Source organism: Umezawaea sp. Da 62-37 (assembly GCF_032460545.1).
In the GTDB taxonomy this organism is placed as follows: Bacteria; Actinomycetota; Actinomycetes; order Mycobacteriales; family Pseudonocardiaceae; genus Umezawaea.
Map to the genome: position 1 here is coordinate 10,547,434 of NZ_CP135965.1, position 15,373 is coordinate 10,562,806.

A 15,373-nucleotide genomic window follows, 5' to 3' on the forward strand; every position below is an offset into this window, starting at 1 on the left:
TGGCACCTAGATGAGCCAACATGGCTCGCCATGGCGCCATTTGTGTGCCAGAGTGGCGCCATGAACAAGACGTCGCACGAAGACATCCCGATGACGCACCCGGTTCCCGTCCCGCAGGGGCTCCCCACGGAGCGCGACGCGGGCCCCTTCGACCCGCCCCGCGCCATCACCCGCCTGCGCGGTGCCCGCCCCGTCAGCCCGATGGCCTTCCCCGACGGGCACATGGGGTGGCTCGTCACCGGCTACGACGCGGTCCGGCAGCTCATGGCGGACACCCGGTTCAGCTCGCGGCAGGACCTCGGCGTGCTGCACATGCCGTACGAGACCCCCGGCATGCCCGCCCCCACCGAGCCGTCCCCGCAGACCCCCGGCCTGTTCATCGCGATGGACCCGCCGGACCACACGAGGCTGCGGCGCAAGCTGACCGGCGCCTTCACCGTGAAGCGGATGCGGCAGCTCGAGGAGCAGATCGTCGAGGTCGCCGAGCAGCGGCTGGACGCGATGGCGCGGATGACCCAGCCGGTCGACCTGGTCAAGGAGTTCGCGCTGCCGCTGCCGTCGCTGGTGATCTGCGAGATGCTCGGCGTCCCCTACGCCGACCGGGCCGACTTCCAGGCCAACTCGGCCCAGTTCCTGGTCAAGGACCAGTCGCTGGAGGAGAAGATCGGCGCGTACCTGGCCCTGACCACGTACCTGGCCGAGCTGGTCACGGGCAAGCGAGCCGAGCCCGGCGAGGACATGCTGTCGGACCTCGCCCGCGACGAGGACCTCACCATCGAGGAGCTGACCGGCATCGCGTTCCTGCTGCTGCTCGCCGGGCACGAGACCACCGCGAACATGCTGGCGCTGGGCACGTTCGCCCTGCTGGAGCACCCGGAGCAGCTGGCCGCGCTGCGCGCCGAACCGGAGCTGATGCCGGACGCCGTCGAGGAGCTGATGCGCTACCTGTCCGTCGTGGACATCCTCTTCCGCTACGCCACCGAGGACATCGAGCTGGGAGGCGAGACGATCGCGAAGGGATCGACCGTCGTCGTTTCCCTGCTCGCCGCGAACCGCGACCCGCTGCGCTTCGACGACCCCGACGAGGTGGACATCCGCCGCAAGGCGCGCGGTCACGTGTCCTTCGGGCACGGCGTCCACCAGTGCCTGGGCCAGCAGCTGGCGCGGATCGAGATGCGGGCCGGGTTCGCGGGGCTGCTGCGCCGCTTCCCGACGCTCGCGCTCGCGGTCCCCGCCGACCAGGTGAGGCTCAAGGCCGACATGACCATCTACGGCGTCCACGAGCTGCCGGTCACCTGGTAGGCGGGACCGGCGGTGTCAGGCCGTTGGGAAGTCGGTGGTGCCCGCGGTCGACGCGGTGGCGTCGAGGTTCGCGCGCAGGGCGTCCACCTTGGCCGTGGCGTAGGCGTGGGCGTCCGAACCGAGCAGTTGGCGCAACGGGCCACCACCGTCGACGACCCGGCCGATGATCGCCTCCGCGCCCTTGACCGGATCGCCGAGCTGGGAACCGTGCAACGCCAGGTGGTCGGCGGTCATCCCGCGGATGGCCGGGTAGGCGTCCGTGGTGCCGGCGGGCAACGCGATCGAGTCGCCGGTGAGGAAATCGGTGCGGAAGTAGCCCGGCTCCACGATGGTGACCTCGATGCCGAAGCCCGCGACCTCGGCGGCGAGGGCTTCGCTGAGGCCTTCCAGCGCGAACTTGCCCGCGCAGTAGAGCGCCCAGCCGGGCATGGCGGTCAGTCCGAGGATCGAGGACACGTTGACGACGTGGCCGCTCCTCCGCTCCCGCAGGATCGGCAGCGCGGCGCGCAGGACGTTCCACACGCCGACGACCTGGACGTCGAGCATGTCGCGCACCTCGCGCTCACCGGTCTCCTCGACCGCGGCGAGGAAGCCGTAACCCGCGTTGTTCACGACGACGTCGAGACCGCCGAAGTGCTCGGCGGTCCGGTGGACGGCCCGCGTGACGGCCTCGGCGTCGCGCAGGTCGACGGCCAGCGGCAGCAGCCGGGAGGAGTCGACGTCGTCGCCGAGCGCGGTGAGCAGCCGCTCGGGTGACCGCGTCGTCGCGGCGACGCCGTCACCCCGGTCGAGCAGCTGCTTGACCACCTCGAGGCCGAGGCCGCGGGAGGCGCCGGTCACGAACCAGGTCGCGGGTCGATCGGTCGGGAAGGTCATCGTCGTCCTCGTGTTCGGGAAGGCACCGCCGGATCGCGGCACGGCTCAAGCCTGGTGGGGGACAAGGCCCCGTGGAGGCCCATCGCGCGCCCTGCGCGACCTCGGACGCGGCTGCCTAGGACTCGCAGGTCCACTTGGGACGGGGCGTCTTCGTGGACAATCGACCAGGTGGCCGGAACCAATCGCGAACTCGCCGACTTCCTGCGCCGGGCCCGCGGCCAGGTCGACCCGTCACGCGCGGGCCTGCCGCCCGACGGGCGGGTGCGCCGCGTGCCCGGCCTCAGGCGCGAGGAGGTCGCGCTGCTGGCCGGGGTCTCCACGGACTACTACGCCCGCCTCGAACAGGGCAGGCGCATCACGCCGTCCGCGGCCGTGGTCGGGGCGATCGGCCGCGCCCTCGGGCTCGACGCCGCGGCCCGCGCGTACCTGGACGACCTCATCGGGCTGACCGGGAGGGCTCCGCGGCGATCCCGTGCCGTGCAACGCGTGCGCCCTGGCCTCCACCAGCTCCTGGACTCCCTCGACGGCGAGCCCGCGCTGGTCCTCGGGCGCCGCACGGACGTGCTGGCCGCGAACCGGATGGCGAAGGCGCTGTTCGCCGACTTCGACCGGTTGCCGCCCGCGCGGCGCAACTACGCGCGCTGGATGTTCCTCGACGAGGGGGCGCGGGCGCTGTTCGTGGACTGGCAGGACCAGGCCCGCGCCGCCGTCGAGAGCCTGCGGTTCGAGATCGGCCGGGACCCCGACGACGACGCCACCGTCGCGCTGGTGACCGAACTGCGCGACCGCAGCCACGAGTTCGGCCGGTGGTGGGAGCAGCACCGGGTCCACCAGCGCACCCACGGCGCCAAGCGCCTGCGCCACCCGCTGGTGGGGGACCTGACCGTCGAGTACGAGTCCCTCACCCCGCCGGGCGACCCCGACACCACCCTGTTCGTCTACACGACCGAGGCCGGATCGCCGTCACGGCGGGCCATGGACCTGCTCGCGAGCTGGACGGGTTCTGCTGGGGACATCGGTGCGGCACAGCCGATCCACCCCGCGGTCGAGCACTAGCCGTCCTGTTCGGACAGTCCTTTCCGGTTCGGTGAAAGGGGTGCGCGCTTCCAGGCGGACCGCGCTACCGCCCGGTGGCCTGCTCCTTCAACGCCGTCAGCGCGGCGGTGTCCTGGTGCCTGCCCGCGCGGACGACACCGCTGACGGTGTGCAGGTTGGCGACCGCGGCGGTGGGGTCGCGGTCGAGCAGGACGAGGTCGGCCTCCTTGCCCGGTTCGACGGTGCCCGCGTCCCGTTCGCGGCCGAGGAAGCGGGCGGGGTCGGTGGTGGCGGTCCGCAGGATCCGCAGCGGGCTGAGACCGGCCTCGGCGAGCAGGTCGAACTCGTCGTGCAGGGAGGCGCCCGCGACCACCCAGGCCGCGCCGACCGCGTCGGTGCCCGCCAGCAGGGGCGCGCCCTCCTCGTCGAGGATCTTCACCACGCGCAGCTGGAGCGCGAACTGGGCGGCGAACACGGCGCGCTGCGCCTCGCCGAACTTCTTGCGGAACGCGGCGGCGGCGGCGTTCCAGGTCTTGCGCTCCTTCGCGGTGGCGTAGCGCAGGTCGGGGTCGGCGGCGAACGCCGGGTCGTCGCAGAACTGCTGGGCCTTGATCCGGATCAGCGTCGGGCAGTTCCACGTGTCGTTCGCGGCGAACCGGCGGGCGAGTTCGCGGGCCTTGTCCTCGTCGAAGCTGTCGACCGCGTCCTGGATGGCCCGCAGGGTGGCGGGACCGGTCATCTGGGCCGGGTTGACGACGATCCTGCCGATCAGCTTCTCGGCCACCTTGTCGGCGAACGGGATCTTGAAAGGCGGCGCCTTGATCGGGCCGCGCGAGGTCGTGGCGCGCAGGCGCTCCTCGTGGCACGAGCAACCGCCCAGCACGCCCAGCCCCGGCCCGACGTGCTCGATCGACCGGAAGCCCGCGTCGGACGCGGCGCGCACGTCGACGCCCGCGGGCAGGTGGCCGACGACCGGGATGCCCAGCCGATCGGCCTCGGTCTGGACGGCGGCGTAGACCTCGGGGGTGATCAGGGCAGCCTTGATGAAGTCCGCGCCGTCCAGGACCTGGCGCCGCACCTCCGCGACCGCCGTGTCCGGCTTGCCCGCGTTGATCGGAGTGAGCACCGCGCCGGGCGTGGCGAGCAGCGCGGGCGTCCCGTCGTCGACGGCGGGCCCGCGGTCCCGCCGTCGGCGCAGCAGGTCGGGGGTGCCGCTCATCTGCCGGTAGCCGGTGACGCCGAACGCGAGCATGAGCCCCAGTTCGCGGGTGGGGTCGCCGAGGTTGAGCGGGTGGGCGTGCATGTCCACGAACCCCGGTACGACGAAGCGGCCGCGGCCGTCGACGGTCGTCTGATCCCGGTCCGGCCCGGCCGCGGCGCCGATCCCGGCGATCCGCCCGTCGGCGATCCGGATGTCCTGGTCGGCGGTGATCGAGCCGTCGCGCGGGTCGACCACGGCGACGTTGGCGATGCGGTACATCGGGGTCCTTCCGGACAGCGGCTCATAGTGAACAGATTTGTTCACTATATCCGACGTCGTCATGATGGGGGTGTGACCCAGCGACCCGCGACCCGGCGCCGAGGCGGCGCGCTGACCGAGGCGATCCACCTCGCGGCCCTGGAGGAGCTGTCCCGCACCGGTTTCGCCGAGCTGTCCTTCGACCGGATCGCGACCGCCGCGGGCACCGGCAAGGCGGCCCTGTACCGCCGGTGGTCCACTCCGGACGAACTGGTGCTGGCCGCGCTCACCGATCCCGCCACCGGTTTCGGCCATCCCCCCGTCCCGCCGGGAACGGGCTCCCTGCGCACCGACCTCATCACGCTGCTCACCGGGTTCGTCCGCGCGCTCGACGAGCCGCGCGGGCAGGCGCTGCGGCCGCTGCTCGCCCACCGCCACCAGCACCCCGAGCTGTTCGAGCGGGTGTGGGAATCGGTGATCCGCCCGGCGCAGGACGTGCTGCTCGGGGTGATGGGCGAGGCGGTCGGGCGGGGCGAGGCCGATCCGGCGCGGGTCACCGCGCGCAGCGCCGAGATCGGACCGCGGATGCTCCTGGTGGAGGCCTGGCGCACGGGCGCCGTCGGCGACGACGAGGTGGCCGCGGTGGTCGACGAGGTCCTCGTCCCGCTGCTGTCCCCGCGGAGCTGAACTACCGGTCGCCCGCGGTGTGCCGGACCAGTGCCGTGACGAACCCGTCCCACAGGGGCCTCGGCACGTCGTGCCCGGCTCCGTGCAGCACCAGCAGTTCCGCGCCCGGCACCGCGTCGCGCAGCGCCTCGCCGTGGGGGAGCGGGAACACCGGGTCCAGGTCGCCGTGCACCACCAGCGTCGGCGCGGTGATGTCGCCGAAACCGCCGCGGGCGGGGCCGTCGAAGTCGATGGCGTAGTGGTTGACGAGGGTCGACGCGATGTCGCGCGCGCGGGCCACGTCCCGTTCGACGAGGGCGCGCACGGCGGTCTCGTCGAAGTGGGGCGAGCCACGCGAGTACGCCTTCGCCGACGCGACGACGGAGTCCACCACCGCGACGGGATCGGCGGGGTCCGGGTCGGCGTGGGTGCGCGCGGCCAGCTCGTCCGACGGCGGCGGGAGGCCGGGTCCGCCGGTGGACGAGCTGAGGAACACCAACGACGCCACCCGGTCGGGGTGGTCCACCCCGGCGATCAGTCCGATGCCGCCGAACATCGACTGGCAGACGAGGTGGCCGCGCTCGACGCCGAACGCCGACAGGACGCCCAGCGCGTCCTCGGTGAGATCGGTGAACGCGTAACCGGGACGCCCCGGCGGGTAGCAGGTGGACCTGCCGGTGTCCCGGTGGTCGTAGCGGATCACGAACCGCCCCCGCGCCGCGATCCGCTCGCACAGTTCGGCTTCCCACCACAGCATCGACGCCGCGGCTCCCGCGACCAGCAGCACCGCCGGGTCCTCCCGCGAGCCGAAGGTCTCGACGCACAGCTCGACACCGCCGACCTCGATCAGTTCCCCGCCGTCCGACTCGTGCTCCGCCATGTCCACCACGGTAGGACGCCCGACGTCGGACCGCCGTCAGACCGCACACCGGCGTCATGAGGATCGGCGAGATGACCGCGCGCGTCCAGCGGATCGATCAGATCCGCGCGCTGCCTGCCTCGGGGCTGTCCACCCGGCTCATCCACGACGCCCTGCCCTTCCTGATCGGCAGGAGTCCGCGATCGGCCCGGACTTCGTGGCCGAGCTGCACCGCGAGGCCGCGGCGTTGCAGGCCCACGTCGACGAGCTGTCGGCGCGGCGGGCGGGGGATGACCATCGGGTACGTGATGACGGACGTCCCCGGTTCCGGCCGGGCGCGGGAGTACGTCACCGCGATCTACCGGGCCGTCACGGCGGGAAACGTGGCACCGCAAAAATAGGGGTAACGGAATTCCCCGGATGCGCGACAATCGCCTAGGCGGCCACCCCCCCCGGCCGCCGGATCGCCGGTCGGGGTTCTCCACCCCCCTGAGGACCCCGACCGGGCTCCGGACCCGTGGCGCGCCGCCCCCACCGCCCGTGGACGACAATCGCCGTGGCCACCCGGCGGTGCTCCTGCCACCGCCGACCACACCCCTCGTCACCGGGATGCCACGTGAAAAGCGCCGAGTTCAGCACCACGACCACCCTGCCCGCCTCCCCGGCGGAGGTCTTCGAGCACCTGACCGACCCGAACAACCACGTCGGCCTGTCCCCGTTGATCGTCGAGGTCCGCGACATCCGCCGCGAACCGGACGCGGTGCGCTTCACCGCCGTCGAGCGCTTCGCCCTCGGCCCCCTGCACCACGACAACGTCATCGAGGTCACCCTCGACCTCGGCGATGGCGCCATCACCGGCGACGTCGTCAGCCCCGGCGGCGTCCGCGTGGCCTACGGCTACCACCTCACCCCCGTGCCCGGCGGCACACGGGTGACCGACCACTACCGGCTGTCCGCGCCGTTCGGGCTGCTGCGGTTCGCGGTGGGGAAGGCGAAGAAGGTCCAGGTGGCACGGGGCCGCGAACTGACCCGCCGGTTCGAGGCGAAGCGCTCGCCGCGGGTCTGACGCGGCAGGGCGCAGGCGTCGGTGCGTCATGACCGGTCCGCGGATGCGGATCTTCGCAAGGAATCCCGCCAGGCGACCGAACGCGGAGGGCCGGTCGCACGACAGTGGGGTGTGATGACGCCGATTTCCCCCAGGACCGACCCGTGGGCGAGCGTGGCCGCCCTGACCGCAGGAGCACTCCCCTGGCAGACCGCCCTGGTGGTGGCGGGGCTGCTGGCGCTCTGGAGCGCCGCCTGGCTGTTATCCGGCTGGCAGTCCCGACGCACCCTGGTCGCGGTGGTCCGAGAATCCCCGTCCGGGCTGCTGACGATTCGCCGCGATGGGCACGTGAGCTTGGAGTGGGCGCCTGTCGCGGTCCGCGACGAGCCGCGGTCAAGGCCATGACGTGGGGTGGACCGAACGGCCGGAGCGCACGCCCGAGGAGATCGCTCGCGTGCGGGAGCTGTACGTGAACGAGGTGGGGGAGCTGTACCGGTACGCCTGCTCTCGACCGGGAGTCGACGGGATCGGCGCGGAAGACCTCGTGCAGACGGCGTTCCAGGAAGCCGTCCTCGCGTGGGACAAGGTCGGCCGGTTGACAGTGGACGGGCAGCGGGCGTGGCTGCGCCAGGTGCTCAAGTACAAGTCGATCGACGATTGGCGCAAGGGGCGCGTGGTCGATTCCACCCCGGACGTCCCCGATATCGGGCTTCCACAGGCCGATCCCGCCGAACTCGTGGTGCTGTCCACGGCGTTGAAGGCGTGTTGGGCCCTGATCACCCGGATGTCGGCGGTGAAGCAGGAGGTCGCGTGTCTGACCTGGGCGGAGTTCTGGCCCGACAAGCGCATCGCCGAACGGATGGGAATCACGGAGTCCAGGGTTCGCGGCCACCGGATGGAGATGCGGGCGCGACTGCGGGCGGATGTAGGACATCTGGTGCCGTTCATCGATGACGACGATGAGGAAGGAGCGGGCGGTGGCGCATGACGAGGATCGCGAAGCCCTGACGTTCGGCGAGGCCTACCGCAGGGCCCGCGCGGCCGCTTACCCGCCGTTCGACGTCGGACGCGGCCTGGCGGGATTGCAGGCGTGGATCGACCGGGAGGTCGACGTCGTTGCCGAGCCCCGGCGGGAGCTCGCCGTTCCCCGTGGCCCACGGGGCGGACTCCGCGGTCGTGGTGGGCTCTTGGACGAGCTGTCGGTGTCGGCGCACGAACCCGGAGGTGGACCGGTGGTGCTCGCGGGTGTGGGCGGCGCGGGCAAGTCGACGATCGCGATCGCCGTGGCGGAACGGCTTCGCGAACAGGGTCGCCGGGTGTGGTGGGTGTCCGCCGCCAGTTCGACGGCCCGGTCCGCCGGGTTCGCCGCGGTGGCTCGTGAGTTGAAGGGATCGCCGGTCGACGTCAAGGCGATCGAGGACGGTGCGGCGGACGCTCCCGACCGGTTCTGGAGACTGCTGGAGAGCTCGTCCGGGGAATGGCTGCTCGTCATCGACAACGCCGACGATCCCGCAGCGCTCGCCGTGGGTTGGCTCCGGTCGTCGCGGGACGGCCTTGTCCTGGTGACCAGCCGGACCGCCGACCCCCGAGCGTGGGGGACGGCACGGGTGCACCAGGTCGGCCGATTGCGGGAGACCGACGCCGCGCAGGTGCTGTGCGACCTGGCGCCCGCGGCGGGAGACCTGGACCAGGCACGGGTGCTGGCACGTCGCCTGGGCGGCTTGCCGCTCGCACTGCACCTGGCGGGGACCTACCTGCACTCCGGCGTCGCCCGGTGGCCGACGTTCGCGGACTACGGGCGTGCTGTCGCGGCGAACGGGGAGCGGCTGCCGCGCGGTGGTTCCGACGTGGCGGCGGTGACCCGGACCGCGGAGATCGCGCTGGAAGGCCTGGCCCGCGGCGGGATAACGCACGCGCGAGCGGCGCTCCAGCTCGTGAGCTGCTACGCGTCCACCTCGATCCCGACAGGTGTCTTCGAGTCCGCGTCCGTGGCCGGCCTTTACGGTCAGGAAGCCCAGGACCGGCTGGGCGAGGCGATGCGCGGACTCGACAGCGTCGGGCTGATCCACAACTGGTCCGAGGGCTCGGCGGTGGCCGACGGCGCGATCAGCCTGCACCCGGTCATCACCCTCTCCGCCCGCGCGCGCATCGGCGGGACGGACGCGGACCGGATCCGGCACGCCGCGGTCGACCTGCTGGCCACCGCGGTGGCCGAGCTGCGCTTCGACCTGCCGCAGGACTGGCCGCGGTACCGATCGCTCGCCCCGCACCTGCTGGCACTGCTGGACAACGTCGCCGAGCACGTGGACCACGGACACCACGCCGTTCTGATGGACGCCACCACGAACATGGTCCGAGCGCTCGACAGGAGTGGAACGGTCAAGGCGGCGATGGCGTTGGGCGAGATCGCCCGCGCACGGTGCGCCGTGCTGGGGGACGACCACCCCGCGACCCTGCGCCTGAGGCACCAGCTCGCGTGGGCGGTCGCGAACCAGGGCGACCTGGCGGAGGCCGAAAGCCAGTACCGGATGATCCTCGACGCCCGCCTGCGCGTGCTGGGCGGGCGTCACGTCGACACCTGCGAAAGCCGTCACGAACTCGCCTGGATCGCAGCCTGCCGGGGGCGGTGGGCCCAGGCCGAGTCGCGTTACCGGCAAGCGTTCCGGCACAGTCTCCTGATCCTCGGACCGGACGACCCCGCCACCCTGACGACGCGGCACGAACTCGCCTGGGCCGTGGCGAGCCGGGGTCGGTTGGACGAGGCTTTCGCCGCGTTCCTCGACGTGCTGCGGGATCGGCGGCGCGTGCTCGGCGAAGACCACCCCCAGACCCTGGCCACGCGCCACGAGATCGCCTGGGTCACCGCGAAGCTCGGCGGCTGGGCGGAGGCCGAAGCCATGTACCGCGAGGTGCTCGGTCTGCGGCAGCGGGTGCTGGAGGAGGAGCACCCCGAGATCCTCCTCAGCACCCACGAGCTGGCGTGGACCGCCGCGCGCCAAGGCCGCACCGCCGAGGCGACATTGCTGTACGAGGACGTCCTGAAGCGTCGTCGCCGAGTCCTCGGCGACGACCACCCCGAGACCAGGACCACGGCACGCGCGTTGGAGGAACTCCGCGCCGGACGGGTCGTCGACGCCTTCCACATCGTCTGACCACGCCGAACCACCCATCGGAGGCACATGATGATCCACGCGAAGCAGCTTGGGGAAGCGATCGACGACCTGGACCTGGCGGGCCGCTCGGTCATCGTGCACACGTCGCTCCGGTCCTTCGGGCGACCGCTCGACGGCGGGGCGGACACCCTGCTGGACGTGCTGCTCGCCCGCGGGCTGACGGTGCTGGTTCCCAGCTTCACCGAACCCCAGTTCGGCGTCACCCCCACCGCCGACCTGCGCCCGGAGCGCAACGGCATCGACTACACCGCCCTCCGCGACCGCGGTGGGAGCCGCGTCTACCGACCTGATTGCGGGCTGGTCAACCCGGCTCTGGGCGTGTTCCCGGCGACCCTCGTCCGCCGCGCGGACGTCGTTCGCGGCACGCATCCGCTGAACTCCTTCGCCGCGATCGGGCCCCGCGCGACCGATCTGGTCGCAGCGCAGAGCCCGGACGACGTCTACGGCCCGATTCGCGAACTGGAAGCCGAGGACGGTGCGGTCCTCCAGATCGGTGTGGACCTCACGAGGATGACCGCTCTCCACCTGGCCGAGCAGCGGTCCGGCCGACGGCTCTTCCTGCGCTGGGCACGGGACTTCGACGGCGACGTGCGCGCCGTCGAAGTCGGCTCCTGCTCCAGGGGGTTCAACCGGCTGGGACCGGCTCTCCGTCCACATCGGACGAGCACGATCGTGGGAGCCTCGCTGTGGAGGGCCTATCCGGTGGCCGATGTGCTCACGGCCGCCACCGCGGCCATCGCCTCGAACCGGTCGGTCACCCGCTGTGCCCACGCGGACTGCCCGACGTGCCCGGATTCGATCGCGGGAGGGCCGATCGGTGTCGAGCAGTGGGCTGACCGGTCGCGCAAGGTGGGCGCGGGTGCCGTGAAGACGTGACCGGACCGGGCGCTCGATCCCGGACGGGTGTCCGTGCGGTCACCACCCCGTGCGCACGGGCATGTTCCCCCTTCGGTCGGTCCAACCCGGACGGACCAGTACAAGCACACGATCCGGGACTGTCGGCGGCCGTGTCGGCGGGCCGACAATCGTGCCATGGTCGAAGGAGCTGGTGAGGGCGGGTTGCCCGGAGTCCTGGTGGTGGGGGCCGGGATCGCGGGGTTGGCGGCGGCGCGGGTGTTGCGGGAGCTGGGGCACGCGGTGACCGTCCTGGAGGGACGGGAGCGCGTCGGGGGGCGGATCTGGACCGATGAGCACGGGGTGGACCTGGGGGCGCACTGGATCCACGGCACGGACGGCAATCCGATCACGGAACTGGTGGAGGACCTGGGGATCCCGTTCAGCTACGTGGGCGGTGACAGCGCCTACACCGGCGGGTTCGACAGCATGGACCTGTTCGGGGCGGACAGCCGGGAGGCGAACCACCGGCACAAGAGCCGGACGCTGGAGCTGGCCGACGACGTGCTGCACGAGCTGGAGCAGCGGGCGGAGGTGGCGCGCAAGGAGGACCGCCCGGACATGTCGCTGGGCGAGGCGATCGACCGGATCCTCGCCGAGCGGCGGCTGTCCACCGAGGACGCGCAGGCGGTTCGCTTCCACCTCAACGTGATCCTGCGCGAGGACGTGGGAGAGGACGCGGACAAGCTGTCGCTGAAGTTCTGGGAGGACGGCTACCTGGTCTACGGCTACGGCGACAGCACCCTGCACCAGGGCTACCAGTCGGTGGTGGACGCGCTGGCCGAAGGGCTGGACGTGCGGCTGGGGCACGTGGTCACGCGGATCGACACCGGTGCCGGGCCGGTGCGGGTGACGACGGACCGCGGCGCGTTCGAGGCGGACAAGGTGCTGGTGACCGTGCCGCTCGGCGTGCTGAAGGCGGGGTCGGTGCGGTTCGAGCCGCCGCTGCCGGAGGCGAAGCGGTCGGCGATCGAGCGGCTGGGCTTCGGCACGCTGAACAAGATCGCGCTGCACTACCGCGAACCCTTCTGGCCCAGGGACCAGTACGTCTTCGGCTACCTGTGCCGCGACACCGACCGCTACCCGACGGTCGTCATCAGCATGTGGAAGTCCCACGGCAAGCCGATCCTGGTGATGCTGCTGGGCGCCTCGCTCGGCCGCGGGATGGAGGCCTGGTCCGAAGAGGACGTCTCCGCGTACGCCACCACCGTCGTCGCCGACATCTTCGGCGCCGACGCGCCCGCGCCCGAGCACGTCTCGCGGACCGCGTGGTCCACCGACCCCTTCGCCCTCGGCTCGTACACGTGCATCGGCGTCGACTCCTCGTCGAAGGACATCGGCACGCTCGCCGAACCGGTCGGCGACAAGCTGTTCTTCGCCGGTGAGGGCACGAACCCCTACCACTGGGGCTGCGTGCACAGCGCGTACGAGTCCGGCAGGCGCGAGGCCGCGCGGATCAGCGGGAACTCGTCCGTCTACACGCCGCCGAGCGCCGGGACGTCCCGCCGCCAGTCGCGCAACACCGACCGGATGCTGCGCTTCGTGCGGATGCGGATGACGCACATCACCGACGGGGACCTGACCGAACGGGTGGCGTGCCTGCGGCAGAGCGTCGACCCGTACGGGGTGCGGCTGTTCGGCTCGCTGGCCGACTCCGAGCTGGAGACGCTCGCGTCGATGTTCGACGAGATCCCCTTCGGCGCGGGCGATTCCCTGTGCCGGGAGGACGAGGCGGCGCACGGGGTGTTCCTCGTCGCGAGGGGTGAGGTCGAGGTCGACTTCGGCGGCATCTACGACCGCGCGGTCCTCGGCCGGGGCGCCCTGCTCGGCCACTACGACCTGTTCTTCAACGCCCGCACCACGTCGGTCACCGCGGTCAGCGACGACGTCGTGGTGTTCTACCTGGACCACTACCGGTACCAGAGCTTCCTCTACGCCTTCCCCGACGTGCTGATGCTGATGATGTCGGACCTGGTCACGCGGTGGGAGCAGTTGGAGACCGCGCTCGGCTCCGCGACGCTGCCCGCCGCGAAGCGTGAAACGGGCGTTGCCTAGGGAGTCGCCGGGTACACGAAGCCCTCGTCGCGGATGAACTGGTAGCCGACGGCGGTCTGGTCGGCGATGCAGACGTCGGTCACGCAGGTGGCGTTGTCCTCGCGTTCGGCGTTCCAGAACAGCTTCAGCGGGACCGTGCCGGGGCGGCGGCTGCCGAAGACGAAGCCCTCGTCGCGGACGAAGACGTAGCCCGCGATGTCCTGCTCGTGGACGCACGCGTCCGTGACGCAGGTGGCGACGTCGCCGCGCGCGTCGTTCCGGTAGGTCTTGAGCGGCACCGCGCCGTCCTGGGGGGAAACCAGCAGGCGGCCTTCGGTGTGGGCGAGGCCGTACCCGGCGCGCTGCTTGCCCAGGCAGTTCTCGTCGACGCAGGTGGCGTTGTCCTGGAGTTCGCCGCTCCAGTACAGCCGCAGTTCCTTCTGGGCGGGGGCCTTCGTCGTGGACGTCGTCGGCGCGGGCTTCGGCGTCGACGAGGCTGGGGCCGACTTGGTCGTGGTGGGCGCGGCGCTGCTCCGCGACGTCGACGCGGGGGCCGGGGCCGTGCCGCCGCTCGCGGTCGCGGAGAACGGCCACTTCTGCCAGGCGACCGCGCCGCCGGCCAGCAGCGCGACGACGACCGCGGCCGAGACGGCGGGCACCACCCACCGCGGGCGGCCGCGCGCGGGCGGCGGCGGGGTGGGCGCGGGGCCGGTGCGCAACTGCTCGCCGGGGGAGAAGACCGAGGTGGGGTTGGGGCGGGGCGGGGGAGTCACGGCGATGCGGGCCGTCTGCTCCGCGAGCGGGGCACCGCGGGGGCCGGGCGGCAGGAAGCGGGAGACGGCGGCGCGCTGGTCGTCGATCATCCGGTGCACGGCGGGGAGCCACGGCTGCACCGACGGCGGGACCGGGTGGGCGAGGTCGAGGACCTGGTCGGGGGTCGGCCGCCTGGCGGGGTCCTTCTCCAGGCAGCGCTCGACGATCGCGCGCACCCGCGGCCGGAGCGCGGAGAGGTCGGGGCGGACGCTCACCACGTTGTTCAGCGTCTGCAACGTGGACGCGCCGGTGAACGGGCTGCGCCCGGTGCACGCGGCGGCCAGCACCGCGCCCAGGGCGAACACGTCGCTCGCCGGGCCCAGCACGCGGTCCTCGACCTGCTCCGGCGACATGAACCCCGGTGAGCCGACCATCGAGCCGGTGTGGGTGAGGTTGTTGTCGGTGCCGTCCACGGCCTTGGCGATGCCGAAGTCGATCACGCGCAGGCCGTCGTCGGTCAGCAGCACGTTGGAGGGCTTGAGGTCGCGGTGGACCAGACCGACCCGGTGGATCTCCTGCAACGCGGTCGCCAGCCCGGCCGCCAGGCGCAGCGCCGACTCCTCCGGCAGCGGCCCGGCCACCGCCACGGCCTCGTGCAGCGACGGGCCGGGCACGAACACCGACGCCAGCCACGGCACGTCCGCGTCCGCGTCGGCCTCGACCACGGCGGCGGTGTACGCCCCGGAGACCTTCCTCGACGCCTCGACCTCGCGGCTGAAGCGGACGCGGAACCCCTCGTCCGCGACGAGCGCGCCGTGGATCAGCTTGACCGCGACCAGCCGCCCGTCCGGCCCCGATCCCAGCAGCACCCGGCCCATGCCGCCCCGGCCCAACTCCGCCAGGATCCGGTACCGGCCGACGGCAGTCGGGTCGGACGCTCCGAGCGGCTTCACGGTTACCCCTTCGGGCGGTCGGCTGGGGCCGCGGTTCCGGGCGCTCCAGCGATCTTCCCGCGGAGTGCGCTCCGCCGAGACCGAGTCCCATCCTACGGATGATCGACTTCGGCACGGCGCCGGGAACGGCCGGTGAGCACTCCACGACCACTGACCACTGAGGACACACGCGCCGGGCACGGCTTGCCGGCACGTACCGACCGATCGGTCCCCGACCCGGACGGCACACGGCGTCGGGAGGCCCCGACCGTGCTCTGTTCGGGTCGTCCTGGCGGCGTGGCGAGGGCCGTGTCGCCGCCTCCAGGGGTGGAACCTGCACACTGG

The 15,373-nt window shown here is 72.3% G+C and carries 14 protein-coding genes; 9 read left to right on the plus strand and 5 right to left on the minus strand.

Annotated features, from left to right (window positions below; translation table 11 throughout):
* Positions 1–90: 90 nt before the first annotated feature.
* Entirely contained in the window at positions 91–1,302 is a 1,212-nt protein-coding gene (locus RM788_RS47420; RefSeq protein ID WP_315934918.1) for a cytochrome P450, read from the plus strand.
* A 15-nt stretch (positions 1,303–1,317) separates the two neighbouring features.
* Here RM788_RS47420 and RM788_RS47425 read toward each other — a convergent pair whose 3' ends face one another.
* Positions 1,318–2,178, minus strand: a complete 861-nt coding sequence (locus tag RM788_RS47425) for an SDR family NAD(P)-dependent oxidoreductase (protein ID WP_315927683.1) — start codon at positions 2,176–2,178, stop codon at positions 1,318–1,320.
* 168 nt (positions 2,179–2,346) lie between these two features.
* Between RM788_RS47425 and RM788_RS47430 the strand changes: the two genes are divergently transcribed.
* Positions 2,347–3,234, plus strand: a complete 888-nt coding sequence (locus tag RM788_RS47430) for a helix-turn-helix domain-containing protein (RefSeq protein ID WP_315927685.1) — start codon at positions 2,347–2,349, stop codon at positions 3,232–3,234.
* A gap of 64 nt (positions 3,235–3,298) precedes the next feature.
* Here RM788_RS47430 and RM788_RS47435 read toward each other — a convergent pair whose 3' ends face one another.
* Positions 3,299–4,693 carry an amidohydrolase family protein gene (locus RM788_RS47435; protein ID WP_315927687.1) on the minus strand — a complete coding sequence of 465 codons (1,395 nt, stop codon included), beginning with the start codon at positions 4,691–4,693 and terminating at the stop codon, positions 3,299–3,301.
* Positions 4,694–4,765: 72 nt separating this feature from the next.
* On the opposite strand from RM788_RS47435, the gene RM788_RS47440 reads away from it, so the two are divergent.
* Positions 4,766–5,359, plus strand: coding sequence for a TetR-like C-terminal domain-containing protein (locus tag RM788_RS47440; protein ID WP_315927689.1), 594 nt, complete (start codon positions 4,766–4,768; stop codon positions 5,357–5,359).
* 1 nt (position 5,360) lies between these two features.
* On the opposite strand, the gene RM788_RS47445 is transcribed toward RM788_RS47440, so the two are convergent.
* Positions 5,361–6,218 (minus strand): alpha/beta fold hydrolase, encoded by an 858-nt coding sequence (locus RM788_RS47445; protein WP_315927691.1) that lies wholly within the window; start codon positions 6,216–6,218, stop codon positions 5,361–5,363.
* A 97-nt stretch (positions 6,219–6,315) separates the two neighbouring features.
* Entirely contained in the window at positions 6,316–6,549 is a 234-nt protein-coding gene (locus RM788_RS47450) for a hypothetical protein (RefSeq protein WP_315927693.1), read from the minus strand.
* 264 nt (positions 6,550–6,813) lie between these two features.
* On the opposite strand from RM788_RS47450, the gene RM788_RS47455 reads away from it, so the two are divergent.
* From RM788_RS47455 to RM788_RS47480, 6 genes are all read left to right on the plus strand, one after another.
* Positions 6,814–7,263 (plus strand): SRPBCC family protein, encoded by a 450-nt coding sequence (locus tag RM788_RS47455; protein WP_315927694.1) that lies wholly within the window; start codon positions 6,814–6,816, stop codon positions 7,261–7,263.
* A gap of 114 nt (positions 7,264–7,377) precedes the next feature.
* Positions 7,378–7,647: a hypothetical protein gene (locus RM788_RS47460; RefSeq protein ID WP_315927696.1), complete on the plus strand. Its 270-nt coding sequence runs from the start codon at positions 7,378–7,380 to the stop codon at positions 7,645–7,647.
* A gap of 1 nt (position 7,648) precedes the next feature.
* Positions 7,649–8,230 (plus strand): RNA polymerase sigma factor, encoded by a 582-nt coding sequence (locus tag RM788_RS47465; RefSeq protein ID WP_315927698.1) that lies wholly within the window; start codon positions 7,649–7,651, stop codon positions 8,228–8,230.
* Positions 8,220–10,394 (plus strand): tetratricopeptide repeat protein, encoded by a 2,175-nt coding sequence (locus RM788_RS47470; protein ID WP_315927700.1) that lies wholly within the window; start codon positions 8,220–8,222, stop codon positions 10,392–10,394. The genes RM788_RS47465 and RM788_RS47470 overlap by 11 nt, the downstream gene beginning before the upstream one ends.
* A 27-nt stretch (positions 10,395–10,421) precedes the next feature.
* Positions 10,422–11,291, plus strand: a complete 870-nt coding sequence (locus RM788_RS47475; protein WP_315927702.1) for an AAC(3) family N-acetyltransferase — start codon at positions 10,422–10,424, stop codon at positions 11,289–11,291.
* A 156-nt stretch (positions 11,292–11,447) separates the two neighbouring features.
* Positions 11,448–13,364, plus strand: a complete 1,917-nt coding sequence (locus RM788_RS47480; protein ID WP_315927704.1) for an FAD-dependent oxidoreductase — start codon at positions 11,448–11,450, stop codon at positions 13,362–13,364.
* Here the strand turns inward: RM788_RS47480 and RM788_RS47485 are convergent.
* A complete protein-coding gene (locus RM788_RS47485) occupies positions 13,361–15,049 on the minus strand; it encodes a serine/threonine-protein kinase (protein ID WP_315927706.1) in 1,689 nt (562 codons plus the stop codon). The genes RM788_RS47480 and RM788_RS47485 overlap by 4 nt on opposite strands.
* Positions 15,050–15,373 lie beyond the last annotated feature (324 nt).